At 38.3% G+C, this 26,896-nt stretch carries 25 protein-coding genes; 12 read left to right on the top strand and 13 right to left on the bottom strand.

Annotated elements, in window-relative coordinates:
• Positions 1-12: 12 nt before the first annotated feature.
• Positions 13-687: a YggS family pyridoxal phosphate-dependent enzyme gene (locus tag F777_RS0109575; RefSeq protein WP_026751848.1), complete on the top strand. Its 675-nt coding sequence runs from the start codon at positions 13-15 to the stop codon at positions 685-687.
• 46 nt (positions 688-733) lie between these two features.
• Here F777_RS0109575 and F777_RS0109570 read toward each other — a convergent pair whose 3' ends face one another.
• Entirely contained in the window at positions 734-2,644 is a 1,911-nt protein-coding gene (locus F777_RS0109570) for a S9 family peptidase (RefSeq protein WP_026751847.1), read from the bottom strand.
• Positions 2,645-2,646: 2 nt separating this feature from the next.
• Positions 2,647-3,942 (bottom strand): amidohydrolase, encoded by a 1,296-nt coding sequence (locus F777_RS0109565; RefSeq protein WP_037369336.1) that lies wholly within the window; start codon positions 3,940-3,942, stop codon positions 2,647-2,649.
• A gap of 115 nt (positions 3,943-4,057) precedes the next feature.
• Between F777_RS0109565 and F777_RS18185 the strand changes: the two genes are divergently transcribed.
• The gene (locus F777_RS18185) at positions 4,058-4,495 is read left to right on the top strand and encodes a YqaE/Pmp3 family membrane protein (protein ID WP_201767592.1); all 438 of its coding nucleotides are present in this window, start codon (positions 4,058-4,060) and stop codon (positions 4,493-4,495) included.
• 16 nt (positions 4,496-4,511) lie between these two features.
• On the opposite strand, the gene F777_RS0109555 is transcribed toward F777_RS18185, so the two are convergent.
• Together F777_RS0109555 and F777_RS0109550 are read right to left on the bottom strand one after the other, a co-directional pair.
• A complete protein-coding gene (locus F777_RS0109555; protein WP_026751844.1) occupies positions 4,512-6,074 on the bottom strand; it encodes an acyl-CoA mutase large subunit family protein in 1,563 nt (520 codons plus the stop codon).
• A 15-nt stretch (positions 6,075-6,089) separates the two neighbouring features.
• The gene (locus F777_RS0109550) at positions 6,090-6,590 is read right to left on the bottom strand and encodes a DUF7935 family protein (protein WP_026751843.1); all 501 of its coding nucleotides are present in this window, start codon (positions 6,588-6,590) and stop codon (positions 6,090-6,092) included.
• Positions 6,591-6,701: 111 nt separating this feature from the next.
• Here F777_RS0109550 and F777_RS0109545 point away from each other — a divergent pair, with 111 nt between their 5' ends.
• Positions 6,702-7,052 carry a HesB/IscA family protein gene (locus tag F777_RS0109545; RefSeq protein WP_026751842.1) on the top strand — a complete coding sequence of 117 codons (351 nt, stop codon included), beginning with the start codon at positions 6,702-6,704 and terminating at the stop codon, positions 7,050-7,052.
• Positions 7,053-7,189: 137 nt separating this feature from the next.
• On the opposite strand, the gene secDF is transcribed toward F777_RS0109545, so the two are convergent.
• The 3 genes from secDF to F777_RS0109530 all read right to left on the bottom strand — a co-directional run bounded on the left by secDF (position 7,190) and on the right by F777_RS0109530 (position 11,144).
• Positions 7,190-10,249: a protein translocase subunit SecDF gene (gene secDF / locus F777_RS16355; protein ID WP_037369333.1), complete on the bottom strand. Its 3,060-nt coding sequence runs from the start codon at positions 10,247-10,249 to the stop codon at positions 7,190-7,192.
• Between the two features lie 66 nt (positions 10,250-10,315).
• Complete coding sequence (locus tag F777_RS16350; RefSeq protein ID WP_051408543.1) at positions 10,316-10,780, bottom strand: FKBP-type peptidyl-prolyl cis-trans isomerase; 465 nt, start codon at positions 10,778-10,780, stop codon at positions 10,316-10,318.
• 16 nt (positions 10,781-10,796) lie between these two features.
• Positions 10,797-11,144, bottom strand: a complete 348-nt coding sequence (locus F777_RS0109530) for a hypothetical protein (RefSeq protein WP_037370088.1) — start codon at positions 11,142-11,144, stop codon at positions 10,797-10,799.
• 95 nt (positions 11,145-11,239) lie between these two features.
• Here F777_RS0109530 and F777_RS17300 point away from each other — a divergent pair, with 95 nt between their 5' ends.
• A complete protein-coding gene (locus tag F777_RS17300; protein ID WP_051408541.1) occupies positions 11,240-11,977 on the top strand; it encodes a lysoplasmalogenase in 738 nt (245 codons plus the stop codon).
• Positions 11,978-12,009: 32 nt separating this feature from the next.
• Here the strand turns inward: F777_RS17300 and F777_RS0109520 are convergent, their stop codons facing one another.
• The gene (locus tag F777_RS0109520; protein WP_026751840.1) at positions 12,010-12,885 is read right to left on the bottom strand and encodes a hypothetical protein; all 876 of its coding nucleotides are present in this window, start codon (positions 12,883-12,885) and stop codon (positions 12,010-12,012) included.
• 420 nt (positions 12,886-13,305) lie between these two features.
• On the opposite strand from F777_RS0109520, the gene F777_RS0109515 reads away from it, so the two are divergent.
• The 3 genes from F777_RS0109515 (at position 13,306) to F777_RS0109505 (ending at position 15,712) form a co-directional block, all read left to right on the top strand.
• The gene (locus F777_RS0109515; RefSeq protein WP_026751839.1) at positions 13,306-13,953 is read left to right on the top strand and encodes a tetratricopeptide repeat protein; all 648 of its coding nucleotides are present in this window, start codon (positions 13,306-13,308) and stop codon (positions 13,951-13,953) included.
• Entirely contained in the window at positions 13,895-14,983 is a 1,089-nt protein-coding gene (locus tag F777_RS0109510; RefSeq protein ID WP_026751838.1) for an ATP-binding protein, read from the top strand. The genes F777_RS0109515 and F777_RS0109510 overlap by 59 nt, the downstream gene beginning before the upstream one ends.
• An 84-nt stretch (positions 14,984-15,067) precedes the next feature.
• Positions 15,068-15,712: a response regulator transcription factor gene (locus F777_RS0109505; protein WP_026751837.1), complete on the top strand. Its 645-nt coding sequence runs from the start codon at positions 15,068-15,070 to the stop codon at positions 15,710-15,712.
• Positions 15,713-15,757: 45 nt separating this feature from the next.
• Here the strand turns inward: F777_RS0109505 and groL are convergent, their stop codons facing one another.
• Together groL and groES are read right to left on the bottom strand one after the other, a co-directional pair.
• On the bottom strand, positions 15,758-17,392 hold the full coding sequence (gene groL / locus F777_RS0109500) for a chaperonin GroEL (RefSeq protein ID WP_026751836.1): 1,635 nt from the start codon (positions 17,390-17,392) through the stop codon (positions 15,758-15,760).
• Positions 17,393-17,425: 33 nt separating this feature from the next.
• Positions 17,426-17,707: a co-chaperone GroES gene (groES, locus tag F777_RS0109495; RefSeq protein ID WP_026751835.1), complete on the bottom strand. Its 282-nt coding sequence runs from the start codon at positions 17,705-17,707 to the stop codon at positions 17,426-17,428.
• 249 nt (positions 17,708-17,956) lie between these two features.
• Here groES and nusB point away from each other — a divergent pair, with 249 nt between their 5' ends.
• The 3 genes from nusB (at position 17,957) to coaE (ending at position 19,906) form a co-directional block, all read left to right on the top strand.
• Positions 17,957-18,877: a transcription antitermination factor NusB gene (gene nusB / locus F777_RS0109490; RefSeq protein WP_026751834.1), complete on the top strand. Its 921-nt coding sequence runs from the start codon at positions 17,957-17,959 to the stop codon at positions 18,875-18,877.
• Positions 18,878-18,913: 36 nt separating this feature from the next.
• Positions 18,914-19,252: a preprotein translocase subunit YajC gene (gene yajC, locus F777_RS0109485; RefSeq protein ID WP_026751833.1), complete on the top strand. Its 339-nt coding sequence runs from the start codon at positions 18,914-18,916 to the stop codon at positions 19,250-19,252.
• 75 nt (positions 19,253-19,327) lie between these two features.
• Positions 19,328-19,906, top strand: a complete 579-nt coding sequence (coaE, locus tag F777_RS0109480) for a dephospho-CoA kinase (RefSeq protein ID WP_026751832.1) — start codon at positions 19,328-19,330, stop codon at positions 19,904-19,906.
• Positions 19,907-19,934: 28 nt separating this feature from the next.
• On the opposite strand, the gene F777_RS0109475 is transcribed toward coaE, so the two are convergent.
• On the bottom strand, positions 19,935-20,888 hold the full coding sequence (locus tag F777_RS0109475; RefSeq protein WP_037370085.1) for a class I SAM-dependent methyltransferase: 954 nt from the start codon (positions 20,886-20,888) through the stop codon (positions 19,935-19,937).
• A 96-nt stretch (positions 20,889-20,984) separates the two neighbouring features.
• On the opposite strand from F777_RS0109475, the gene F777_RS0109470 reads away from it, so the two are divergent.
• Positions 20,985-22,559 (top strand): M14 family metallopeptidase, encoded by a 1,575-nt coding sequence (locus F777_RS0109470; protein WP_026751830.1) that lies wholly within the window; start codon positions 20,985-20,987, stop codon positions 22,557-22,559.
• A 10-nt stretch (positions 22,560-22,569) separates the two neighbouring features.
• Positions 22,570-24,303 (top strand): M14 family metallopeptidase, encoded by a 1,734-nt coding sequence (locus F777_RS0109465; protein WP_026751829.1) that lies wholly within the window; start codon positions 22,570-22,572, stop codon positions 24,301-24,303.
• Between the two features lie 60 nt (positions 24,304-24,363).
• Here F777_RS0109465 and F777_RS0109460 read toward each other — a convergent pair whose 3' ends face one another.
• Positions 24,364-25,554 carry a pyridoxal phosphate-dependent aminotransferase gene (locus F777_RS0109460; RefSeq protein ID WP_026751828.1) on the bottom strand — a complete coding sequence of 397 codons (1,191 nt, stop codon included), beginning with the start codon at positions 25,552-25,554 and terminating at the stop codon, positions 24,364-24,366.
• 23 nt (positions 25,555-25,577) lie between these two features.
• Entirely contained in the window at positions 25,578-26,804 is a 1,227-nt protein-coding gene (locus F777_RS0109455) for a serine hydrolase (RefSeq protein ID WP_026751827.1), read from the bottom strand.
• Positions 26,805-26,896 lie beyond the last annotated feature (92 nt).

Below are 26,896 nucleotides of genomic sequence, written 5' to 3'. Positions count from 1 at the left end.
AATGATGTATCAATGTCAGTAAACACAGTTGCATACAAAGAAATTATTGATCAATTTTTGCTCACAGACACTACATTGGTGGCTGTGAGCAAAACCAAACCCAACGAAGATATTTTAGCCCTTTATGAATTAGGACAAAGGGATTTTGGTGAAAATTATGTGCAGGAATTGGTAGATAAAGCAGGTGCTTTGCCCAAGGATATCCGGTGGCATTTTATTGGTCATTTGCAATCGAACAAGGTAAAATACATAGCCCCTTTTGTTCATTTGATTCATGGGGTGGATAGTTTAAAACTACTAAGGGAGATTAACAAGCAAGCAGCAAAATGCAATAGAGTAATTCCTTGTTTATTACAAATTTATATTGCTAAAGAAGAAACAAAATTCGGTTTAGATGAAGGGGAACTTGTTGAAATTTTAGATACAATATCATCTTTACCGAATATTCAAATTCATGGATTCATGGGCATGGCTTCTTTTACAGAAGACTCCGGAGTGATTCAAAATGAGTTCCGCTATCTGAGTCAGTTATTACAGAAATATCAATCCATGATTAAGGAACATTCAGGGGCCAATCCAATTTTATCCATGGGCATGAGCGGAGATTATACCATTGCCATTAAAGAGGGGAGTACTATGGTTAGAATTGGCAGTATGCTGTTTGGGGCCAGAAATTATACTAAATAAAAAAGGCGAATCGAATGATTCGCCTTTTTATATTACTGAAAGTAGTTTACAAAGTTTCCTTCAACCATTTGAAGAATTCACGTTGCCAAACAAGCCCATTCTGAGCAGTGGAAACCCAGTGATTCTCACCTGGCAAATAAAGTAATTTGCTTTTAATACCACGTAGCTGTGCGGCCTGAAATGCCTGTAATCCCTGTTCTATAGGAACCCTAAAATCCATTCCCCCCTGAACAATCATAATAGGTGTATTCCATTTGGAAACATGATTGATTGGATTTTGCACCCCATAGGTTTTTTGGGTAGCAGGATTATTTTCCCAATAAGCACCGCCATAATCAAAATTCACAAACCACAATTCTTCTGTTGTTCCGTACATACTTCTGGTATCAAAAATACCATCATGTGAAATAAAGGTCTTAAATCGATTGTTATGTATACCAGCCAACATAAATACAGAGTAACCGCCATAGCTTGCTCCTACACACCCCAGTCTGTCTTTATCAACATAAGATTCTTTACTGATTGCATCAATAGCCGACAAATAATCCTTCATAGCCTGTCCGCCATGATCCTTACTGATGTCTTCATTCCATTTTGTTCCATGACCTGGCATACCCCTTCTGTTGGGCGCTACAACAATGTATCCCTGAGAAGCCATCAATTGAAAATTCCACCGGAAAGAATAAAACTGTGTTAATGGACTTTGTGGCCCACCCTGACAATACAAAAGGGTAGGATATTTATTAGCAGGATTAAAGTTGGGTGGATAAATCACCCAAACCAGCATTTTTTTACCATCCGTTGTTGGCACCCATCTTCTTTCTGTTTTACATTTTGCAATGGTTTGATAAAACACATCATTCACATGCGTCAACTGCTTCATTGATTTGTCTTTCAAATTCAGCGTAAATAATTCAGCAGCAGTGTTCATATCCGTTCTGGAAACCACCAATGTATTTTCTGCTTGTGCTACAATACCGGTAATGTCAAAATCACCACTGGTCAATTGTTGAATTACGGGAAGCATTTTGGTTAATCCAGTATTATTTACCTGAAACAATTGAAGTGTACCGTTAACGGGTGCCCAGAAAAACAAGAACTTGCCATCTTCGCTCCATTTAAATCCCTCCACATGAATATCATCCCTGTGAGCAGTAAGATTTACCGGGAATTTCCCGTTTACTAGAACTACCAGATCCTGTTTGTCTGCCTCAAATCCATCTCTCTTCATTTGCATCCATGCAAGGGTTCCTGCTTCATTAAACTGCGGCGATACATCGTATCCCTTATTGAATGCAGTTAAATTCTGCGTGACACCTGTTTCAATATTGTACTCATAAAGGTCTGTATTGGTGCTAACCGCATATGCTGTTCCCTTCTTTTTCTTTGCCACATAAACAATACGCTTGCCGTCCGGATGCCAGACAAAGTCTTCATCCCCGCCAAAAGGTTTGGTGGGTGCATCATAAGGCTCGTTAGGCATAATATCTTTTCCCTCACTTGATTTACCATTCTGGTAGGGCGCAAAAAAAACATGGCTGTATTTGCCATCTTCCCAGGTATCCCAGTGACGGTAATTCAATGAGGTATAAATCTGAGCATCCGATTTGGGCAAATCAGGATACAACTCTTTACCCTCTATTTTGTCAATTTTTACTTCATCGCTATACAAAATATGTTTGCCATCCGGAGAGATCCGGTCATTGCTGGTAATATTTTCATTGGCGGCCAATTCAACGGGACTTCCACCCGATAAAGGAATCTTGTATCGTTTGCGATTCATTTTATTATTGGTTACATCCGGAGTGGCAACTGTGTAAACAATAAAATTTTTATCCTTACTGATACCTACGGGAGAGACCCGTTGAATCTGCCATAGTTTCTCAGGGGTTAGTATTTCCTGGGCAGGCAATTGATGAAACGCCAAAGCTAGAAGCCCTATGAAAATTTTTCGCATATTTATTTTTTTGCTGTTTTGGCATAATCCAAAACAAGATGCACAAATGCTTTTACGCCAACATCCAGACGTGAATCACTTATCATGAATCCGGGAGTATGATGATCTGGGGCTGATGCTACTGAAGAAAACTTAGGGTCTCTGGCCCCCAGGAAAAAGAAAAAGGAGGGGGCTTTGGTTCCGAAATAAGAGAAGTCTTCTGCACCAGTTACCCAATTGGTTAGTTGCACATTGTCTGAACCTCCAGCTGCTTTCTGAAGAGAAGATAAACTCTGAGTAACCAATGCAGGATCACTGTAGGTAACCAAGGTCTTGGTATCAATCATTACTTCTGCTGTAGTTCCATTTGCTTCAGCAATTTTCTGTGCAATCAGTTTTATTTTTTCATGTACCGTTTTTTGAACCTGACCGTCCAAAGTACGGATGGTTCCTTCCATCATGGCTTCTTCCGGAATAATATTCGCCCTAACACCGGATTGAATTCTACCCACCGAAACTACTACCGGGGCTTGTGTAATATCAATATTCCTGCTGACAATGGTTTGCAGTGCCTGTACAATTTCTGCACTGACAACTATGGGATCAATTGAATTCCATGGATAGGCTCCATGACTTTGCTTTCCTTTTACTTTAATGGTAAACCAATCAGATGATGCCATGGTTGCACCGGGCTTATAATAAATTTTTCCTAAATCATATTTGGAGTTGATATGAATACCAAATACTGCATCCACTTTTGGATTGTCCATTGCACCTTCCTTAATCATTAGTGCAGCGCCACCTTCTTCATCTCCGGGTGGTCCTTCTTCGGCAGGTTGGAAAAGAAATACCACCGTACCACTGATATCGCTTCTTATCTTACTCAATACTTCGGCTGCGCCCAGTAACATGGCAATATGTGAATCGTGTCCACAGGCATGCATAACTGGAACCGTTGCACCATTGTACTCACCTTTGGCTTTGGAAGCAAAGGGAAGTCCATTTCTTTCTTCCACAGGTAATCCATCCATATCTGCTCTTAAAGCAACCACTGGCCCGGGTTTACCTCCCTTTAATACACCAACTATACCTGTCTTAGCTACCTTTCTTGTGCTGATACCTAACCGATTTAGTGTTTCTTCTACCTTTTTACTAGTATTGAACTCACGGTTACCCAATTCGGGATATTCATGAAAATACCTTCTCCATTCAACCACTTTCGGATTCACTTCAGTAAAAAGAGACTCAAGCGGGAGATTGGATTTTTGTGCGGATGCAGTACCGCAGATAAGCAGGGCAATTACCCATATTTTTTTCATACAGTTAACGATTAGCTAATGAAGATACGCTAACACCACGAGGAATAAAACTGAACTGTATAACTAATTAAGCACGAAAAGTTCCAAAACTGTATTTTTGCTGAAACTTATTCTTATGAAAAAAATTCTGTTAGGCACCCTTTGTTTAGCTTCCTTTTCTTTTTCTTCCATTCATGCTTCAAGCGTGGAAATCAGTAATAATAGTAACAAAGAGACCAATAAAAATATGGCTGCCGAAATTTCAGGTACTCAACCTAACTGGGATGATGCTGTGGTAACGGATGCCATGTCAAATTTTAAAAGCTTATCCCGGGTTGAGAGGAAGGCAAGAGTAAAGGAAGTAAAAAAATACCTGAAGGAGTATAAAGCCAATGCGGCTAATGCAACAGGTTCAAATGACAAAGTATTATTGGCAATACTGGCCATTTTGTTGCCCCCACTTGCTGTTTATTTGCACCAGGGTGCAACCAACAGTACTTTCTGGATAAGTGTATTACTTACCCTTTTGTTTTGGCTACCAGGAGTGATATTTGCATTGATTACCGTATTGTAAATGAATAACACAGATTTTATCTGTGTTCCCCATACACTTGGCGAAGTACATCAGCTATTTCGCCAAGTGTACAATAGGCTTCAACAGCCTCCAATACAAATGGCATAATATTTTGGGTTCCTTCTGCAGCTTGCTTAATATTTTGCAGGCATTGATTTACAATTTCTGTATCTCTTTTCGCTTTAAGTTCTGCAATCCTGGAAGATTGTAATTGGCGTATGGAATCATCAATTTTGAATCCAGGAACCGGACTTTCCACATCAACCGTAAACTTATTAACCCCAACAATAATTTTCTCTCCACTTTCAATATTCCTTTGGTATTCAAAAGCACTTCTGGCTATTTCATCCTGCATAAATCCTTCCTCTATAGCACTTACACTGCCTCCCAATGCATCTATTTTGTTCATGAGCTCCCAGGCTTTCTGTTCTACTTCATGGGTAAGGGACTCCACAAAATAACTACCCGCCAGTGGATCCACCGTTTCGGGAGCGCCACTTTCAAAAGCTACTATTTGCTGTGTTCTTAAAGCTATTCTGGCCGCTTCCTCAGTAGGCAAGCTCAAAGCTTCATCGTATCCATTGGTATGTAAACTTTGAGTACCCCCCAATACAGCTGCAAGGGTTTGAATGGTTACCCTGCTGATATTATTTAATGGCTGTTGTGCCGTTAAAGTAGCACCACCTGTCTGAGTATGAAAGCGAAGCATCATGGCTTTTTTATCCGTTGCCCCCAGGTCTTTCATAATAGTTGCCCACATTCTTCTGGCAGCCCTGAACTTAGCTACTTCTTCAAAAAGGTTATTGTGTGCATTAAAGAAAAAAGACAGTCTTTTCCCAAAAACATTTATATCCAGTCCCTTGGCAAGTGCAGCCTGCACATAAGCTTTCCCATTGCTTAAGGTAAATGCAATCTCCTGCACCGCTGTACTGCCTGCTTCACGAATATGATAACCCGAAATTGAAATGGTATTCCATTTAGGAACAGACTTGCTGCACCATTCAAAAATATCGGTGATGATTCGCATAGAAGGTTTGGGCGGATAGATATAAGTACCCCGTGCAGCATATTCTTTTAAAATATCATTCTGAATAGTGCCTGCCACTTTTGTTAAATCGGCTCCCTGCTTCTTTGCCAAAGCAACATACATCGCCAACAGAATAAAGCCAGTGGCATTAATGGTCATAGAAGTACTTACTTTCTCTAGTTCAATGCCCTTGAATAACAATTCCATATCGGCAAGACTATCAATAGCAACCCCTACTTTTCCAACTTCACCCTCTGCCAGTGGATGATCGCTGTCGTATCCAATTTGCGTGGGTAAATCAAAAGCCACACTTAATCCCATTACACCCTGGCTCAATAAGTAATGATAACGTTTATTACTTTCTTCTGCAGTGGAGAAACCGGCATATTGACGCATGGTCCAAAGCTTTCCCCTGTACATATCTGGCTGAACACCACGTGTGTAGGGGAATTGACCTGGTTGATTATTTAATCCTGAAAGATGCTTGCTATCTTCGGCAGTATAAACAGTTTTAATGTTAATACCACTGTCTGTCTTCTTATTATCTGTCATAGATCAATATTAAAATTATAAGACTTGTTTTGCTTCATAACTCAATGCTTCAGCAACCAATTCATGCAAAGCTGCGGCTGGATTAGCCATTAAATACTGCAAAATGGCTTTCTGCAAATCCAGACCCGATGCCTGCTCGGGTAACTGCTGGGTAAGCTGATTGATAATCTGAAGATTTTTCTCCTTCAGATTTTTAACCGCTTTCCAGGATGATGGCTGAATATACATTTGCTGAGTAACATTAAAATCGAATTCCTCTCTAATAGTCTTTGTATATAAAGCACATAATTCTCTCGCGGAAATGGCATCTGCAGAGTTTCTGCTGATCAGGTTAGGAAGGGCGATTCTGTCCGTTAACAAGATCAATCTTTCATAGGCCTGAAGTGGCAGACTATTGTTTCTTGCAGATTGCTGCTTTTCATAAATAACCAGTCTACGTTGAAGATAAATCAGGTAACCAGCCATCGCAGCCACTGAACAAGCCAATAAAACGGTAATCATCATGGAATTATCCATTCTTCACAACTTTCTGCAAAGGTAGGGGTTGAGCAAGGAATTCCTTGTATCGTAAATCCAATCTATACAGGATTCTGACAAATTGGTAATTTTGTAAAATAAACGAAGCGTATGGAAACAACAATGAATGCCACAATACCAGTAACACTTACTGAAGGTGCTATTACAGAAATAAAAAGACTCATGAATGAACCCGCCTTTGATACTACTCAATTTTTAAGAGTAGGAGTGAAAGGCGGTGGATGCAGCGGAATGACTTATGTTTTAGGTTTTGACCAGAAAGAAAAAGAAGACGATCAGTTTGAAATTGAGGGAATCCCCTGTATCATGAATAAAAGCCATGGATTGTATTTGTATGGAATGGAAATAGACTGGCAGGGAGGATTAAACAGCCGTGGTTTTACTTTCAGCAACCCCAATGCAAGCAAGACTTGTGGATGCGGAACTTCATTTGCGGTGTAATCCAATTTTGGAGGGAGCAAAAAGCTAAACCTGATAGGCCCATTTAATTCCTAAATTTGATTGAACAACTAATAAAATTGTAAATAAAAAGCCCCGAGTTTTACTCGGGGCTTTTTTATGGATAAGGCTTTTAAGCACTATTTGGTTTTTGATTTTGAACCAAGCGCTCTTCCACCTCCAAAATCTACAAGGATAGGAGCTGCAACAAATACGGATGAGTATACACCGGTAGCAACACCAATCAACATAGCGAAAGCAAAACCTCTGGTTACTTCACCACCGAAGATAAATAGAATCAGGATGGTTAGGAATACAGTAACAGAAGTCATGATAGTACGACTTAATGTTTCGTTGATAGCTCTGTTGATAATAGTTCCGTTATCTACATTTTTCATTAAAGCACTGTCTTCTCTGATACGGTCATATACAATTACCGTATCGTTCATTGAGAAACCAATTACCGTAAGAATAGCAGCAATAAAGTGCTGGTCAATCTCTAATGGGAATGGAACGAAATTCTTCAGGTAACTGAATACAATCAAGGTTACAAATACGTCGTGCATCAATGCTACGATGGAACCCAGAGAATATCTCCAGTCACGGAAACGGATGAAGATGTACATACAGATTACAAAAACAGCCAGTAAGGTTGCCTTGGTAGCACCTGCCTTCAGATCATCAGAAATGGTAGGCAATACTGTCTGAGAACTTTGCTTGTATGTGTTCTCGAAAGTATCAAAGCTGGTTCCTGCAGGTAAATGCTTCTTCAATCCTTCATATAAAGTTCTTTCAACCTCAGCATCCACATTATTACCTGTTTCTTTAATTTTAAAGGAAGTAGTAATGTTTACCTGATTTTTAACGTCAACGGTTTTAATAATCGGAGCTTCGCCGAAAACTGCTTTCAGGTCTTCTCTGATTACTTCAGGATCTACCGCTTTATCAAATTTCACCGTATAACTTCTACCACCGGCAAATTCAACCCCTTCATCAAAACCATTGAAGAATGAACCAACTCCTAAAACAAATATGATTGCAGATAATACATAAGCATACTTTCTGTATTCAATGAATTTGAAATTGGTATGGTTGAAAATTACTTTTGAAATATTGGTAAAGTATTCAAAATGTCTGTTTTTGTTGGTGTACCAGTCAGAAATCAAACGAGAAATCAGGATACCACAGAATAAAGACAAAAGAATACCGATGATTTGTGTAGTTGCAAAACCTAGAACTGGTCCTAATCCAAAGTAAGCCAAAATAATCGCGGTTAATAAGCTGGTGATATGACCATCCAATACCGGAGCCAAAGAACGCTTATATCCTTCATTTACCGCAGCGGAGTAGTTTTTACCCTTTGCAATTTCTTCCTTGATACGTTCAAAAATAATTACGTTGGTATCCACAGCCATACCGATGGTTAATACCAAACCGGCAATACCTGGTGCGGTTAAAGTAAAGCCTAATGCGCTTAAAACTCCAATGGTAAACAGTAAGTTTAATATCAAAGCGATATTGGCAACCCATCCACCCGTATTAAAGTATAACAACATCAAAGCGAAAATCACTAAGAAAGAGATACCGAAAGATAATGCACCACCTTTGATAGACTCGCTACCCAAAGTTGGCCCTACTGTCTGGCTCTGAACAATCTTAGCAGGAGCTGGCAATTTACCGCTCTCCAGAATTTCAGATAAATCCTGTGCTTCTTTAATGGTATAGTTACCACTGATCTGTGAATTACCTGTAGTAATTGGATCATTTACATTAGGAGCAGAGTAAACAAAATTATCCAAAACAATGGCAAGAGGTTTACCCACATTTCTGGTAGTCATTTTCGCCCAGATATTGGAACCCACTTTGTCCATATTCATTTTGATGGCAATTCTTCCACGCTCATCATAATCCTGAGAAGCGCTGGCAATTCTATCACCTTCCAATTCTGCCTGACCGTTGTCCAGTGTTTTGATAGCATAAAGCATCAAAATATCTTTGGCTTTTGGATCGTCCAATTCCGCCTTACCATACATGAAAACAAGATTGGAAGGGAATTTGGTTTTAACAGATTCCAAAGCAAGGTAATCGTTCAAAGTACCGGTGTCTTTAGACTGAATATATCCTAATGCAGCAGGAAATACAGGACGACCATTCTCCGCCTGATAAGGCTGAGTCATCTGCATCAGACGTAAAATTGGATTCTCGTTGGCTTTTAAAGCTGTAGAGTCCACTTTAGCAGTTGCTTTACCTGCAAGGGAAGAAATGGTTGCTGTTTTAGCTGTGTCAGCTTTAACAGTAGCGGCAGCAGCTGTATCTGTTTTTGGAGTAGTAAGAGTGGTTCCGTTCAGGTAATCCTGAACTGCTTTGTCGGCAGCTACAATCCCTGCCTGAACATCTTTATTCTCCCAGGTATACACTTCAAAAAACTGAAGGTTAGCGGTAGACTGTAAGTAGTTTCTTACACGATCCTTATCGTTCACACCTGCCAATTCAATATTGATTCTTCCTTTGGCAGGATCAGGGTTGATATTGTTAGATGAAACCCCGAAACGATCAATTCTCGTTCTTAAAATTCTATATGTGTTATTGAAAGCCGCTTCTGCTTGCTTGCGCAGATAGTTTTCAACTTTAGCATTGGAATCTTCAATCTTAATAGCATTGGCACTCTTTGCAGAAAATAGTGGAGCCAGTTTACCATCAGGGCTAACTTTTTTAAACTCTTCTAAAAACAAAGTAATCAAATCAGCACCACTATTGGCTTTTCTTTCAACAGCTGCATCCAAAGCTTTATTGAAATTGGCATCTTTAGAATAATTGCTCAAAGACTTGATTAATCCGTCCAGACCTACTTCCATGGTTACACTCATACCACCCTGAAGATCCAATCCTAGCATTAATTCTTTTTCTTTGGCACTACGGTACGTAGTTAAACCAAAAGCAAGCTTGGTGTCTTTGGTGCTGTCGAGCAAACGGAACAATCTTGTTTTTTTCAATTCTTCCAAAGAATCAGCATAAGCTGCCTGTAATTCTTTGTTGCCGGGATATTGTTGTTCCGGAGTTGGGAACTTTTTAACCCATTCAGTGGCTTTCTTTTCCATCTCAGACTCATGGCTTTTTACGAACCATGTGAATGATAACTGGTAAAGACAAATTAGCGTAAGTGCAATTGCAAAAAAACGCACTAAACCTTTCAGTTGCATATTAGTAACGGTTTACGAAGTTTTATCCTGATTTTTTCAGGTTGGCAAAGATAGGGGAATGAGAGATTAATTCACAGTAACCTCAAAGTAAAGAGGGGTATTAGGGGGAATTGAGCCTTTGCCAACACAGGAATAAGCTAAGGCAGATGGAATTATCAGCCTTATTTTGCCCCCTCTCTTGACCAAAGGAATACCTATTCTCCAGCCTTCAATTACCTGATTTAATCCAAATCTGGCGGGTGTAGCATTTGCTTCAAAAGTAACCCCATTCAAAAATTTACCTGTGTAAATGGCATCTACAATTGAGGTAGCATCCAAAGCTGCCCCTGATCCGGGTATCATAATCTGATAAAGTAGGCCACTGGGATGTTCTGTATAAGTAATATTATTATCGGTGCAGAACTTAACCATTGCAGCTTTTTCATTGGCAACTGGAACTGGTGTGCAGCCGGAATCCCCTGTTTTACCACAGGAAATGGCAGAAATGGCTAAAATAGCCATAAAACCTAATACGATCAATTTGCTTCTCATGCTCATTTTTTGTCTTTTAAGACGCAGTTCCTTGCTGGTTGGCTGCATCATTGTTCTTTATTTTTCTTTTTTTAGCTGCTATTTCCTGATAGCGCTGATCATTCATTTCCCATTTAAATTTTCTGTAAGCAAAAGCGATAAAAACGGATAAACCCAGAATGGCCATAAAAAGTACAAATGCGCTCATTTTGCTGTTGGCTTCCATGGTAGCCCGCTGATACCAGCCCGAAAGAATAACGGTAATGACTAATACGCCAATAGCAAACCCGGAAGACAAGCCCAGCATAAAGGCTTTCCGGCTGCTTTTTTCCTTCTCACTGTTTTCCTGCCAAAAGGCAAAAAATGTCTCATCGTCCATTTGCATCCCGCGAATGTAAGCAGGTTCAAGGAATTTTGAGTAGAAGTTCTCCACTTTTCTGGTACTGAAAATCTACCTATTTTGTATTAAAATTATATGCAATGAATTTCAGGAAAATTGCCGCGCCATACTATCTGCTTGTATTGATGATTCATTGTATTTTTTTAGGGTTAGAATGGAATTTGGCCTCCAAATTCACGAAGCCTTTACTCATGCCGCTACTGCTGATATATTTGTACGGCGCCCTTAAAGCCCCGTTTCATCAGCAGACACTAATACCAAAGACCGATCCTAATGGCAATCCGCTATCTACCAGGCCCATAAATAAATCGATTGTTATCCTGGCATTTGCAGCTTCCTGGGCCGGAGATCTGTTTCTGATGTTTGAAGGTCAGGGACTTTTTATAGCTGGGATGGTTTCCTTTATGACCGCTCATATTAGTTATTGTTATCTATTTAACCAGATTCAGCCATTCAGGAGAAAAAATGCGCTGTATCCTTTTTTACTGGGTGCATTTGTATTTCATCTTGGAACCGATGTTATGTATATTATAATGGACAACCTGGGTGATTTATTGATTCCCGTATACTTATACATGTTTGTAATTACCGCTATGGCAATTTTTGCTTTTATGACCATGGCTGTGAAAGAGACTGAATACTGGGGTAAATATTTTTTTGCACCCGGGGCAGCATTTTTTGTACTCTCTGATATGATGCTGGCGGTAAATATTTTTGCCTTTAAAGATCCTTTTCTTGGCGTTTGGGTAATGGCCACTTACGGTATAGCACAATATTTAATAGCCAAAGGATTCTGTAGTTACCTCCTTAGATCGTAACTACCCAATCCCTTGACCCAATAAGCAGCTTGTTATTTATTCTTTACAATCACATATTGACCTCTATTTAGCAGGAGGAGATAAGTTTTGCCATTGTACTCAGTAGCCGCACTAAGAATTGAACAGGGATCCAGTACCGGCGGCAGTTTAAATTCCATCTCCCTGATATTGGCACCATCAAAAACAGCCAATCCTGCACAGGACTCCGGTGCTTTTTCTGTCCCTAACATGATATACAATTTCCCATTATTTGTCACGATAGGAGATGAGCGAAATATTCTACCGGTGCTTAATCCGGAAAGTACGGCATTGTTGTCAAGGTTTTTGAGTTTATTACCCTGAAAGCCAATTCCCCAGACATTTCCTTTTACAGCCCTATAAACACTGGCTTCCTTGTTGGAAAATCCCGTATCCTCTTCTACAATAAATTCGTAGGTTTTCCCCTGAGTAAAAGCAGCTCCATTGTAATAGTATCCGGTAATGATGTATCGGGTTCTGGTTGGGCTGATAATTAACTGTCGCACCTGTGTAAAACTGATATCATTGTTATCGGTTGCCACCAGCGAAGTGGGTTGCACCGGTAATTCCTCTGACTTCTTAACCAGTTGATTGTTGACTACTTCCCAGATGGCCACATTGGTAGCAATTGATACCATGTGCAACTTGTTCTGATTCACCCACAGAGATAGGGTGCCCAAAGAAGCTTTATTAATCAGATTGGCATTGGTGTATTCCAGGGTATCCAAATTGATATAATTTCCGTTTTCCCATTTAAAGAGAATATACGTGTGCTCCCAATCCACTACAGGTAAAGTTGTCCGGATGGTTCTTTTTTCCCTGATACCGTACAATGCGCCATTCCATTCTTTAATAATTACCGGAGCAATATTGTTAACCTGATTTACCATCCAGCCCGAAGCTTGTTTAAAATAAAAACTTCCCTGAAACTGATTGTTGAAAGTACTAGAGTTATTGGTTACCCTATGACCAGACGTAGCATAAACAATTTCACTGTTATGTCCGGCTAAGGAATTGATTTCAAAGGTTTTATCCTGAGGAAAATTCTGAACAATTTCCCAGTATTCAACACTATTTTCGGCATCCGATTTTGAAGTGCTTTTTTACAGGATACAAGCTGAGCGCAAATCACAGCCATGACTGCCATTATTAGAAGTCTATTTCCTTTCAGGTTAAGAAATAAGTTTGACATAGTTGATTTTTACCTAAAATTCCTCCCTAATACAACCTTGTCCAATACGAATTAATCCGTATTTTCAATAAGATTTTAAGCCCCCCCCCAGGAACTTAAAAGTATTTTAAATCAGTGTATGAAGGGATTATTTAGAGTAGCATTCCTAATGATGGGTGTATTTATCTGTAGTTCAAGCAAGGGTGCTGAACCATGGGAACTTCTGGTAAAAAAAGCAGATAGTTTATCTACCAGCAATTTTTCAAAATGCGTTGAATTTTGTGACAGTATTCTTCCCAATATCAATTCTACAGTGTCCTGGAAAGGGGTGTTTACCAGTATTAGAGGAAAGGCTCATTATTTTAAAGGAAATTATGACTTGGCTGCAAAAGACTATAATGAAGCAGTTCAAATACTTCAAAAAGGCAATTTTAAAAGAGAACTAGGCTTTGTTTTTATTGATCAGGCAAAACTTTACCGAAAAATAAAAATGTTCCCTCAAGCCATTGAAACCTATGCCAAAGCAGATAAAATATTCAGAGAACTGAAAGACGAAAGTACTTTGGCAACCGTATTAAATGAGTGGGGCGTTGTATATGAATTTCAAAATGATTTTGACAAAGCAATTGACTTTTATACACAATCTCTAAAAACCAGAGTAAAATTCAATGACTCATTAGGCATGGCCTATTCTTACAGTTATATAGCCAGTGCCTCTTTAAATAAAAATGATTTTAAGAAAGCAGAAGAACTGGGGATCCGTTCATTGGAAATATTTGAAAAATAAAAATCAGTTCGGAGTTGCTATTCAAAGTTCAGACTTAGCCCTGATGTATGAAACAAAAAATGATTTCAAGAAAGCGATTGCTTATTTAAACTTAAGCGACAGTATTGCCCGATCTTTTAATTACAAAGACTTGTTATCGGAGAATTACAGGAGATTATCTGCTATTTATGCCCGTCTTAATGATTACAAAAAAGCATTAGCCCTTTACCAGGAACATATTACCCTAAAAGACAGTCTTTACAATAGCAACACACAAAAAAATATCGCCGATTTATATGTGAAATATGAAACAGCTGAAAAAGACAATCAATTATTACAACAAGAAAATAAAAATGCAAAACAACAACTTACCATATTGTTAATCGGGTCTTTATTGGCTATCGTTAGCATTTTTACTTATTACTTTTACAGATCCAGAAGATTGAAAGAGGAGAAGTTAAAATTAGAAGCACAAAATACTTTACAGAACGACCGGCTTAGAATTTCAAGAGACTTACATGATAATATCGGTGCCAATTTAACCTATATCAATAATGCAGTTCAAAGCATTCCCAATGAAGATCAACAGGTAAAAAATTTGCAAAGTCTTTTAAATGACACAATAATTGAATTAAGAAGAACCGTTTGGTTGATTAATAAGCCATCGGTAAAACTGGATGAATGGATAGTAAAACTTCGAGAATATTATTTGAAAATCAATGAGGTAAAACTTGGTATTACAATTATTGAGAATGAGGAGAGTATATTAACTTCCAAACAGGCAACCAATTTATTCCGGGTTATTCAGGAGGCTACCAACAACGCAATTAAACATTCAAACACTTCTTTTGTAAAAGTATCTATTCAAACAGAAAATAATCATTTGATTATAGTTATCAGGGATAATGGAAAGGGGTTTGATCAAAACAAGGTCAGCAATGGATTTGGCCTTGCGAATATGAGGCAGAATATACAGGAAATAGGGGGGGAGTTTATCATTGAATCCGAATCAGGAATGGGTACTATAATAACGGTAAAATTCTCCTTATAATTGGCCCCATATCAAATAAATACGAATAAATCCGTATCGGAAATCTTAATTTAATAAGGGTATTTTGTAAACAAGAGCATTCTTATGGAAAAAATTACCGTTTCAATTGCAGAAGACAATCCTTTCGAATTAAAATTAATACAGAACAAGTTAGCGGGATTCACCGAATTTGAGCTGGCATTTGTTGCAACCAATGGAGAAGATTTTATTGATAAATATTCCAGTAGTCCAACAGATATAATTCTGATGGATATTGAAATGCCCTTAATGGACGGAATCAAAACAACAACTTTAATAAAAAATCAGTACCCGGATGCCAGAATTCTTATTATAACCACATTTGACGACGACGAAAAGATTTTTAAAGCGATCCTGGCTGGAGCATCCGGTTATTTATTAAAAGACGAGCAGGCCCATATCATTCAACAATCCATTAAAAACATCCTGGAAGGGGGAGCAGCTATGTCTGCAGGAATTGCCTTAAAAGCACTTTATCATATAAAAGAGACCTATAAATCACCGGAAGAAATGGCTCCTAATTTATTAACCAAACGAGAATTGGAATTACTGAAAGCGGTTAAAGATGGCTATGTCTACAAACAAATTGCAGATATGTATTTTATCAGTGAAGGTACCGTGAGGAAGCATATTGACAATATTTATAAAAAAATGCAGGTCAACAACAAAATGAGCGCAGTAAAAATGGCTACTGACAATCGATGGATATAAAAAAAGTCCGGAAACCGGGACTTTTTTATGCTTTAACTCAAAATATTAGTAACCCATGCCGCCCATATCAGGAGCACCACCGTGCGCATGAGGAGCTTCAGGTTTTGGCTTATCAGCAATTACACACTCTGTAGTTAATAACATCGCAGCAATTGAAGCAGCATTTTCCAATGCCACACGAGATACTTTAGTAGGATCAATTACACCAGCCTTAAATAAGTTCTCATAAACTTCTGTACGGGCATTAAATCCAAAGTCCGCTTTACCTTCCTTGATTTTCTGAACCACGATAGAACCTTCGATACCACTATTTACCACAATCTGGCGTAATGGTTCTTCAATAGCTCTTTTTACAATCTGGATACCAGTTGCTTCGTCTTCGTTGGCACCTTTTAATTTCTCAAGACTTTCAACTGCACGGATATAAGCAACACCACCACCAGGTACAATACCTTCTTCAACAGCTGCTCTGGTTGCATGTAAAGCATCGTCTACACGATCTTTCTTTTCTTTCATTTCAACTTCAGTTGCAGCACCAACGTATAATACAGCAACACCACCGCTTAATTTAGCTAAACGCTCCTGTAATTTTTCACGGTCGTAATCTGAAGTTGTATTTTCAATTTGTGCTTTAATCTGATTAACTCTAGCAGCAATGTCTGCTTTCTTACCCTTACCTCCAACAACAATGGTGTTGTCTTTGTCAATGGTAATAGAAGCCGCCTGACCTAAATAAGTCAAGTCTGCGTTCTCTAATTTAAAACCTTGCTCTTCGCTGATTACAGTACCTGCTGTTAAAGTAGCAATATCAGTTAACATTTCTTTTCTGCGGTCACCGAAACCTGGCGCTTTTACAGCAGCTACTTTAATGGTACCACGTAATTTGTTAACTACTAATGTAGCCAATGCTTCACCTTCTAGGTCTTCAGCAATAATAACCAAAGGACGACCTGTTTGCGCTACTTTCTCCAAAATATGAAGGATATCCTTCATTGCACTGATTTTCTTGTCGTAAATCAGGATGTATGGATTCTGCATTTCAGCTTCCATCTTCTCGCTGTTGGTTACAAAGTAAGGAGAGATATAACCACGATCGAACTGCATACCTTCTACAACGTCTACAGTTGTATCAGTACCTTTTGCTTCTTCTACAGTAATAACCCCTTCTTTACCTACTTTAGCCATTGCAGTTGCAATCAACTTACCAATTTCATTGTCACTATTTGCAGAAATAGTAGCAACCTGCTCAATCTTTTTAGTATCATTTCCAACTGTCTGAGACTGGGCTCTTAAGCTATCAACCACTTTAGCAACCGCTTTATCTATACCACGCTTTAAATCCATTGGATTCGCACCAGCAGCTACGTTCTTTAAACCTTCGCTGATGATAGCCTGTGCCAATACAGTAGCGGTAGTAGTACCATCACCTGCAATATCCGCAGTTTTAGAAGCTACTTCTTTTACCATTTGAGCACCCATGTTCTCAATAGCGTCTTCCAGTTCAATTTCTTTTGCAACAGAAACACCATCTTTTGTTACAGAAGGTGCACCAAATTTCTTCTCGATAACTACGTTACGACCCTTAGGTCCTAAAGTAACTTTTACAGCGTTGGCCAAAGTGTCAACGCCTTTTTTCATTTTATTTCTAGCCTCGATGTCAAAATAAATTTGCTTAGCCATATTTGTTATTTGTTTTTTTAAGAATGTTTAGAATTAAAGAATAGCCAAAAGATCACTTTCTCTCATGATCAGTAAATCCTGTCCTTCAATTTGAACTTCTGTACCAGCGTATTTTCCATACAATACAGTATCACCTACTTTTACGGTCATAGGCTCATCCGCTTTACCTTTTCCGGCAGCAACAATTACACCACGTTGTGGTTTCTCTTTTGCAGTATCAGGGATAATGATTCCACCAGCTGTTTTTTCTTCAGCAGCAGCAGGCTTTACAAGAACTCTGTCGTGCAGAGGAGTAACGTTGATTTTCTTAGCCATACGTTATAAATTTTGGTTAGTTGTTTAAAATTTTAATCTGAATAAACCATAATTATGCCATTTCCTTAAATAAGTCAATTTTTCAGTCTGGCTCTAAGTTTCTTACAAATCAGTCCAATTGTTGTCAGAAACCATCAAAATTAGTCTGATTATTAAGTGCCAATATGCCAAAATTGCACTTTGTTGCTTTTATGCAGGCGGGATAGGCAAAAAAGCTTAGCTTTGCAGCGTTTTAAAAGCTCTTATTGAATGATCAGTAGAAGAAATATCCGCGTTAAAGTGATGCAATTGCTCTATATGATGGAAGCCGCGGATGCCAATAATTCGTTTAAAAATCCCGTACAGACATTAGAAAAACAAATGGACAAAAGCCGGGAGCTTTTTGTTTACCTGGTTTACTTTATTGCAGAAGTTGCCAGATATGCAGAAGTAAGTGCTCAAAAAAGAGCTTCCAAAAATTTACCCAGCCAGGAAGACTTAAACGTAAACATTAAAATTGCAGGTAATGATTTTATCTGGAACCTGCTTGAAAACAAGGGTTACCAGATTTGTCTGGAGCAGGATCATCCGGAAAAAATGTTGGATAAAACCCTTGTTGCACAGATTTTTCAGCAGTTAACAGCTCACCCTGTTTATACTGCCTATATTGGCGAGGAAAGTAGGGAAAAATCTAAAGAAAGGGAAATTATTAAAATTATATTCAGTGAGTTGATGTTGCCCAATGATTTATTCATCTCTCACATAGAAGAATATTTTAATAATTGGGATGATGATGCCGAAATGATGGAGCAGCTTGTATTAACTTTTATTCAAAAACCCAAATCTATAAAGTTCAATGAAATCATGAGCCCGGATAAGTGGGAATTCGCAAGGACGCTCCTGAAAACTGCCATTGAGAAAAAAGATTACTGTGCTGAGCTTATTAAGCCAAAATTGAAAAACTGGGATGCAGAAAGAATTGCCCAGTTAGACATGGTATTAATGCGCATGGGCTTATGTGAATTATTGTATTTTGAAACCATTCCAACCAAAGTAACCATCAACGAATATATTGATCTGGCCAAAGAATACAGTACTCCACAAAGTGGTCAGTTCGTGAACGGTATCCTGGATAATATTCACAAAGAATTAGTAGCTGAAGGTAAAATCCAGAAAATTAGTTTCAAGTAATTCCTTTTATTTGCAAATCATTTAAACAGATATTTTATGTTATTAAACGCGTTACCCCTTTTAGCAGCCGACCCAAAACAGGGTGGTACAGTGCAATTGATTATGATGGGTGCCATCATTCTTGTTTTTTGGTTATTCATGATTAGACCACAGGCTAAAAAAGCAAAAGAGCAAAAGAAATTTATTGATAATCTTCAGAAAGGTGATAAAATTGTAACCATTGCAGGTATTCACGGAGTAGTTAACAAAATCAACGAAGACGGTACTTTACAATTGGAAGTTACTCCAGGGAGTTACCTTAAGATTGAAAAATCTGCCTTGAGCATGGAGTGGACTGCTGCTATTAACAAAGCAACTACAGAAGATAAAAAATAATAATGCCTTATTAGGAGAACCCATACAGGTTAAACCTTAATTTTAAGTCCTGCAATTCAGTTGTAGGACTTTTTTATGCTCAGTATAGGATTAACAGGTGGAATTGGAAGTGGCAAATCGGTGGTTGCAAAAATTTTTGCAAATCTCGGTATCCCCATACTGGATGCAGATGCGCTAGCCAAAAAAATCATGCAGGAAAATGATCAAGTAAAATCTCAAATAATCAGTGCATTTGGGAATGAATCTTACAATGAGCGCGGATTAAATCGAACATTTATTGCCAATGTAGTTTTTAATGACCCTTTTCAATTACAAGTCCTGAATTCCATTGTTCATCCAGCTACTATTGAAGCGGGTAAAATATGGGCCTCACAACAAAAGGCTCCATACGTCATAAAAGAAGCAGCCCTGTTTTTTGAAGCTGGCTCCGCAGAAGGTATGGATAAAATAATTGGCGTGTATGCACCAGATGCACTCAGGATTCAAAGAGTGATGCAAAGGGACGGGCTCAGCAGAGAAGAGGTTATTTCGCGAATGCAACATCAAATTAGTCAGTCTCTTAAAATGAAACTTTGCGACTATGTAATCCAGAATGATGAGCAGTCGCTTTTACTCCCCCAAATTCTGAAAATACACGAAGAATTGAGTCAATAATTTTATTTGTAATCAAGCTTTTGAAAAATTAAATAGCCTTAGTGATTAAATAACACCATCTCTTTAATTTTCCTTCAAAGTCAAATGGGGTAGTAGCTTTGGTTATGTCTTTAACAGAGGAAGCGTTTATTGCTTCAAGATCTATCTGGAATCGGACGAAATTGGTACTGAAATACAACTGACCTCCTGGAGATAAAGCATAGAGTACATCATTGATTAATTCTGCATGGTCTCTTTGGATATCCAATATATCTTTCATCCGTTTACTATTGCTGAAAGTAGGTGGATCCATGATGACCAAATCAAAGCTATTGGGCTGCAATGTTTTTAAATACTGTTTTACATCTGCATGCACGAACTGATAAGCACTCTTATTTTTAAAGAGATTAATTACCATATTATCTTCTGCCCATGACAGGTAAGTTTTAGAGAGATCTACAGAAGTAACACTGGAAGCCCCGCCTGCCGCGGCATACACTGAAAAGGATCCGGTATAACAAAAAAGGTTCAGTACTCGCTTGTCTTTGCAACTGTTTCTTACCATTTTACGGGTAATACGATGATCCAGAAAAAGTCCGGTATCTAAATAATCTTTTAGGTTAACCAGAAATTTCAATCCGTCTTCCAGTACCGTATGGTATTCTTTTTCTTCATTAATCTTTTCGTACTGTTCGTCTTTATGACTCATCCTTTTCCGAAGCTTAAAATGCATTCGCTCTTCGGGAATTCCAATAACAGTAGCAATCATTTGTCTGCACTCCTGCATCCATGTTTCATGTTCTTCGTCCTCCATTCCATGTTTTCGCAAATATTCAGCTATATACAACTGATCCTCGTACAATTCAATGCTGAAGGGGAACTCAGGCAGGTCATGATCGTACACGCGGTAACAGGAAACCTGCTGCCTTCTAGCTAGTTTGCTTTTGTGTTTAAAAACCTTTGTAAGCCTGTTTACAAACATCTCGGCTTTAATTGGATCCATCGTACCTAAAATTGAATCACGAAGGTACAAGCCATTCATACATAAAATGATAAGAAAAAGGTGAATTCCACTATATTTAGTAACTAAAGATTGCACATGAAAAAACTCTTTTGGATTGTCAGTTGCCTTTGTATTTACGGTAAGGCAAATGCTCAAAAATATCCAACACTAACCGAACAAAACAATCGTTTGACCCAACTTGCAAAATCACATCCACAATGGGTAAACTTACAATCACTTGCCAAAACAGCAGGTGGTAAAGATATCTGGGTAATGACCCTGGGCTCTGGTAAAACAGAGAACAAGCCGGCAATTGCCGTTGTGGGTGGGGTAGAAGGCAATCATCTTATTGGAACTGAACTAGTGATTCAATTTGCAGAAAAAATACTGAAACAAATTAACAAAGACAGTATTCAGCAACTTCTATCAACACATACTTATTATCTGTTTCCCAATATGAGCCCAGATGCAATGTCTGCTTATCATGATAAAATAGTTGTTGAAAAACTAGGCAACAGCAGCCAGACAGACGATGATAGAGATGGTCGATTAAACGAAGACGGATTTGAAGATTTAGATGGAAATGGAAAAATCACTCAAATAAGAGTAGAAAGCCCTGTGGGAATATACAAAGTTCATCCGGATGATCCACGGGTATTAATTAAAGCAGATTTATCGAAAGGTGAAAAAGGAAAATACCTTCTTTTTTCAGAAGGCATTGATAACGACAAGGATGGATCTCTAAATGAAGATGGAAACGGGGGGATACATTTTAATAAAAACCTTACATATAAACATAAGACTTTCGCCCCTGGAGCCGGTGAGTTTCCAGCCAGTGAAATTGAAACCAGAGCAATTTTGGATTTCCTTTATGATGCATTTAATGTGCATACAGTGGTATGCTTTAGTAGTTTAAATAATTTAAGTTATAACGAGGATAAAACAACCACTGTTGTTAGTGATCTTTACAATAAAATCACGGGAACCAAAGACGCTCCTAAAACAAATGCAGAAGGAGGCGATTTTTTAAGTTGGGCTTACCAGCATTACGGCAGATACAGTTTTAGTACTCCCGGATGGTGGACACCTAAAGCAAAACCAGATACATCTAAAAAGGAAAAGGCATTGAGCGTTGAAGATCCAACAGCCAATTACTTAAGATGGAGTGCCCAACAAGGTCTCTCTCATTTTAATGAATGGAAAACTATTACGCATCCGGATTATCCGGAGCAATTGGTAGAAGTAGGAGGTATTGATCCATTTGTAATGATTAACCCTCCTTATCAATTAGTAGAAAGTATTGCACAAAAGCACACAGATTTCCTAATTAAAATGGCACAACTTAGAGCACAGGTTAATATTCAAAAAGTAAGTGCTGAAAAGCTGGGAAATGGATTAACTAAAATTTCCATTGAAGTTATTAATAATGGACTCTTACCTACGCATAGTAAATTTGCAGATAGAAATTATTTTGTAAAAAGACTGAAAGTTGCCATTCAATTGAACGATAAGCAACAGTTAATTGGAGGTAAAAAATTAGAATTAATCAACAACATGGATCCTAATACAATGCAGAAATTTAGCTGGATTGTGAAAGGTAACGGAGACATTTCAGTAGAAGCCGGGGCTCCGTCAATTGGTGTTGCTAAAAAAACAATTTCACTACAATAAAACAACTCCAATGAAAAAAATACTTTTATATACAATTCCATTTTTACTATGTGCAACAGTAAATGCACAAGATCCCAATCAGGTTTTTAAGGCTGCAGGTACCCCTGTGAATCCAAAAGTTCAGGCAACCTGGAACCGCTATTATGATCATGCCGGTATTACTGCACTATGCAAAAAAATTGCCGCTGCTTATCCCGAACTGGTAAAATTAACAAGTCTCGGAAAATCATATGCAGGACGAGACTTATGGTGTTTAACCATTACAGATTTTAAAAAGGGAAATGAGTTAAATAAGCCGGGCATGTATATTGACGGAAATATTCACTCAAATGAAATACAAGGAGCAGAATTTGCTTTGTATACAGCCTGGTATTTATCGGAAAGTTTTGCAGATACCAAATTCATTCAGGAATTACTTGCAGATAAAGTTTTTTATATAGTCCCTAGTATAAACCCGGATGGAAGAGATAGTTATATGCATCAACCCAATACTTCCAGTTCACCAAGATCCGGGGTTAAACCAGTGGACAATGATGGAGATGGATTGGTAAATGAAGATTGGTATGACGATTTAGATGGAGATGGGCATATTACCATGATGCGTAGAAAATCTATTCATGGCAGATATAAAATAGATCCGAAAGATCCCAGAAATATGATACTTGCCGGACCAGATGAACAGGGAGATTTTGAATTACTGGGCATGGAGGGAATTGACAATGATGGAGATGGCAAAGTAAATGAAGATGGATACGCTTTTGAATACGATCCCAATAGAGACTGGGGCTGGGGATGGCAACCTAATTATATTCAAAACGGCGCATACAAATATCCTTTCTCAATACCTGAGAACAGAGCCATTATGGAATTTGTGATGAAGCATCCCAATATTGCAGCTGCACAATCCTATCATAATGCGGGTGGAATGATTCTGAGAGGGCCGGGAGCTTCTGCTGATATTGGCACATATAATTCGCAGGATGTAGCTATTTATGATGCAATTGCCAAAAAAGGGGAAGAATTAATGCCGGGATATAAATACCTGGTGGTTTATAAAGATTTGTATTCTGCCTATGGGGGAGAACTAGACTGGTTCTATGCCGGCAGAGGGATTTATACCTATTCCAATGAATTATGGACTCCATATTTAATGTTTATGAAAGAGAGTACCAGAAGTCCGTTTGACAATAGCTCTTATAATTTTGACAGGTATTTATTGTTTAAAGATGGCTTTGTGGATTGGAAAGAATACGACCATCCCCAATATGGCAAAGTAGAAATAGGCGGATTTAAAAAGAATTTCGGAAGAGCGCATCCAGGATTTTTATTGGAAAGCGATGCACATAGAAATATGGCATTCACTATTTATCATAGTTATCATACACCTAAATTAACTATTGCAGATATAAAAGAAAAAGATTTAGGCAATGGCTTGATAGAAGTTACAGCAACCATATCGAATGAAAGACTTATGCCAACACATAGCAGTCAGGATATCAAAAATAAAATTGAACGACCTGATTACATTAATATCAATACCAATGCAAAAGTATTGGCAGGTATGGTTATGAATGATACAGATTTAAATATTTCTACGATTCAAAAAATGAATCCTTCTACCATAGAAGTTGAGAATATCCCGGGTTTAGGAACCGTAAAAGTTAAATGGATATTGGAAGGGAAAGGGAATTACACCATTTCAGTAGATAGCAAAAAGGGGGGAATAGCAAGCAGAACGAAATAGATGGTTCATTAATAATTAGAAAAGGCTGGTAAATTACCAGCCTTTTTATTAAACAAAATCTTAAGATAATTTTTTAAGTGCTTCTGCAATTCTTCCCCAGGCCTTTTCAATGTTTTCCATACTGTTGGCAAAAGAAAAACGAACACATTTGGGTTCTCCGAATGCGTCGCCCATCACAGAACTTACATGGGCCGTATTCAATAAATACATACTGAAATCAGCTGCATTTGTAATTGTTTCTGTTCCATTCGATTTACCAAAATAGTAGCTCACATCAGGAAAAACATAAAATGCACCTTCTGGTGCAAAACAGGTAAAGCCTGGTATTGCATTTACCAATTCCAGTGTTTTGGTTCTACGTCTGGTAAACTCAGCAGTCATATCAAGCGAGGGTTGCAAATTCCCGGTAAGTGCTGCTACGGCTGCTTTTTGCGTAATAGAGGACGTGCCACTGGTAAACTGTCCCTGAAGTTTCTCAAAAGCTTTTGCAATAGGTGTTGCGGAAGCGGTATACCCCAGTCTCCATCCCGTCATGGCAAAGCCTTTACTCAATCCATTAATAACTACCACTCGGTCTTTGATGCTATCAAACTGTGCAATACTTTCATGCTTGCCAACAAAATTGATATACTCATAAATTTCATCCGAGAGAATCGTAATCTGTGGATGCTTTTCAAAAACAGCTACCAAAGCAGCCAACTCTTCATTACTGTACACTGCGCCGGAAGGATTGCACGGAGAAGAAAACATAAAAACTTTTGTTTTCGGTGTGATGGCAGCTGCCACTTCTTCAGGTGTTGCTTTGAATTTATTGGATACGCTGGTTCTGATTTCTACTACTTTCCCTCTGGCAATTTTTACCAACTCGGAATAAGTTACCCAGTAGGGGGTGGGAATAATTACCTCATCGTCTTCATCAACCAGTGCAAGTATAGCATTGGCCAGACTTTGTTTTGCACCTGTAGAAACCACTATCTGTTCTGGTGTGTATGAAAGATTATTATCTCTTTTTAGCTTAGTACAGACTGCTTCCCGTAAATCTAAAAAACCAGGCACCGGGGTATAATGACTCCAGTTATCATTAATGGCTTTTATAGCAGCATCCTTAATATGTTGGGGTGTATCAAAATCGGGTTCACCTAAACTCAAATCAATTACATCAATCCCTTTTGCACGTAACTCGCGGCCTAATTTGGCCATTTTTAAGGTTTCTGGTTCACTAAAACGATTCAATAAAGAAGACAATTCCATTCATAAAAGTTTAAGCCAACAATTTACTTAATTATTGGCAATTTCCCTTTTCGCATTAACTCATGGTTGTAAACAGCAATTCCCAGATCACGCATAAAGGGGAAGCCAAGGGAATCATATTCATATTTGTCGTCATTGAAAACGCCATCAGTATTACAGGAAATAACGGCACTCAGCATGAATTCAACCTGATTCTTTTCGTCTACTATATAAGCTACATCCAATAAAAAACCGTAAGCATCACCCACTTTATTATACATTTTCACCTGTGGAAAAAGGGTCTTTCGCTCGGAACCCTGTAATAAAAATTTGCAGTAGGTATCGTAATAATAACTGGTATCGTAGGCTGGTGAATCAGATTCACCAGGATAAATCTGCATGTACTTTTTCACAAAAGCATAGTCTTTTTCAGTAAGTCTGAAACGATTCTTCTTTTTTGTGCGTTCCGGAAAAATGACAGATTGAAGCATATGATGAAGGTCTTGCAGATATACCCTGTTCTTGTTTAAAAAAGAAAAAGGTGATTCAACCAGTTTGCCTCCTTTCATGTAACCCTTACCCAATTCAAATGGTGTTGCAGCAAATTGCCCCTTGCTTGTCTGTGCGGGTTGTTCATATATAAGATTACCGGATGTATCGTAAAATTTAACCGGGTTAGTTCTGAGTTGCTGCTCCAGAGTCTTGTTCACCTGAAGACGATGACGGATAATGGCATCTGGATATCCTTTTGACTTTAGTTTTTGTTGAATATAATCAGGCCCCAGGAATTCATACAACCGGTTGAACGCATCATTGTCGCTAACCAGAAATATCTGCTTGATATAGTTGGCAATTGTGGGTATGCCATCCATGGCATTGGGCTGATTGTAAACAACATCCTGCGCTTCAGAAGCGCTGTCTGTGATCATGATGCTATTCATGGTTAAACCCGGAATAGCCAGCTCATTAATTTTTTCAAGCGCCAGAAAGGCAATTGGCATTTTAACAGTGCTGGCCGGATAAAAATATTCCTGCTTATTTACCCGATAACTGAATTCTTTAAAAGAGGGTTTGTTCTCTTTATTTCTGTTAATCTGTGTGTACACAATCTGAACCCGAAAGCTATCTGGGTTATTATTAATTCTTTTAAAGAATTCAGGGTGATTTTGTAGAATACTAGGAATTGGGTTAATCGCATCAAAATTTTGCGCAAACGAAGTGGTATTTAACCCCGGAACAATAAGCAGAATTAACAAAAAGAGATGCTTCATTTATCAAACTTAATGAAATTTGATAATTAACTTTACAACATGCCACACGAAGCAATTTCAGTATTTGACATGTTTAAAATAGGGGTTGGCCC

The organism is Sediminibacterium sp. C3 (assembly GCF_000508085.1).
In the GTDB taxonomy this organism is placed as follows: Bacteria; Bacteroidota; Bacteroidia; order Chitinophagales; family Chitinophagaceae; genus Sediminibacterium.
The sequence above is the reverse complement of the archived record's forward strand: the minus strand, read 5'-3'. Positions and strand labels throughout refer to the sequence as shown.

Coding starts and splice junctions, on each gene's coding strand:
- F777_RS0109460 (WP_026751828.1), bottom strand. CDS start 25,554: ATGGAATTGTCTTCTTTATTGAATCGTTTTAGTGAACCAGAAACCTTA.
- F777_RS0109465 (WP_026751829.1), top strand. CDS start 22,570: ATGAAAAAAATACTTTTATATACAATTCCATTTTTACTATGTGCAACA.
- F777_RS0109505 (WP_026751837.1), top strand. CDS start 15,068: ATGGAAAAAATTACCGTTTCAATTGCAGAAGACAATCCTTTCGAATTA.
- F777_RS0109475 (WP_037370085.1), bottom strand. CDS start 20,888: ATGGATCCAATTAAAGCCGAGATGTTTGTAAACAGGCTTACAAAGGTT.
- nusB (WP_026751834.1), top strand. CDS start 17,957: ATGATCAGTAGAAGAAATATCCGCGTTAAAGTGATGCAATTGCTCTAT.
- F777_RS0109515 (WP_026751839.1), top strand. CDS start 13,306: ATGAAGGGATTATTTAGAGTAGCATTCCTAATGATGGGTGTATTTATC.
- F777_RS18185 (WP_201767592.1), top strand. CDS start 4,058: ATGAAAAAAATTCTGTTAGGCACCCTTTGTTTAGCTTCCTTTTCTTTT.
- F777_RS0109470 (WP_026751830.1), top strand. CDS start 20,985: ATGAAAAAACTCTTTTGGATTGTCAGTTGCCTTTGTATTTACGGTAAG.
- F777_RS0109530 (WP_037370088.1), bottom strand. CDS start 11,144: ATGCAAATGGACGATGAGACATTTTTTGCCTTTTGGCAGGAAAACAGT.
- F777_RS16350 (WP_051408543.1), bottom strand. CDS start 10,780: ATGAGAAGCAAATTGATCGTATTAGGTTTTATGGCTATTTTAGCCATT.
- F777_RS0109550 (WP_026751843.1), bottom strand. CDS start 6,590: ATGGATAATTCCATGATGATTACCGTTTTATTGGCTTGTTCAGTGGCT.
- F777_RS0109545 (WP_026751842.1), top strand. CDS start 6,702: ATGGAAACAACAATGAATGCCACAATACCAGTAACACTTACTGAAGGT.
- F777_RS0109575 (WP_026751848.1), top strand. CDS start 13: ATGTCAGTAAACACAGTTGCATACAAAGAAATTATTGATCAATTTTTG.
- F777_RS0109565 (WP_037369336.1), bottom strand. CDS start 3,942: ATGAAAAAAATATGGGTAATTGCCCTGCTTATCTGCGGTACTGCATCC.
- F777_RS0109520 (WP_026751840.1), bottom strand. CDS start 12,885: ATGGTAAATCAGGTTAACAATATTGCTCCGGTAATTATTAAAGAATGG.
- F777_RS17300 (WP_051408541.1), top strand. CDS start 11,240: ATGAATTTCAGGAAAATTGCCGCGCCATACTATCTGCTTGTATTGATG.
- groL (WP_026751836.1), bottom strand. CDS start 17,392: ATGGCTAAGCAAATTTATTTTGACATCGAGGCTAGAAATAAAATGAAA.
- secDF (WP_037369333.1), bottom strand. CDS start 10,249: ATGCAACTGAAAGGTTTAGTGCGTTTTTTTGCAATTGCACTTACGCTA.
- groES (WP_026751835.1), bottom strand. CDS start 17,707: ATGGCTAAGAAAATCAACGTTACTCCTCTGCACGACAGAGTTCTTGTA.
- F777_RS0109510 (WP_026751838.1), top strand. CDS start 13,895: ATGATTTTAAGAAAGCAGAAGAACTGGGGATCCGTTCATTGGAAATAT.
- F777_RS0109555 (WP_026751844.1), bottom strand. CDS start 6,074: ATGACAGATAATAAGAAGACAGACAGTGGTATTAACATTAAAACTGTT.
- F777_RS0109570 (WP_026751847.1), bottom strand. CDS start 2,644: ATGCGAAAAATTTTCATAGGGCTTCTAGCTTTGGCGTTTCATCAATTG.
- F777_RS0109455 (WP_026751827.1), bottom strand. CDS start 26,804: ATGAAGCATCTCTTTTTGTTAATTCTGCTTATTGTTCCGGGGTTAAAT.
- yajC (WP_026751833.1), top strand. CDS start 18,914: ATGTTATTAAACGCGTTACCCCTTTTAGCAGCCGACCCAAAACAGGGT.
- coaE (WP_026751832.1), top strand. CDS start 19,328: ATGCTCAGTATAGGATTAACAGGTGGAATTGGAAGTGGCAAATCGGTG.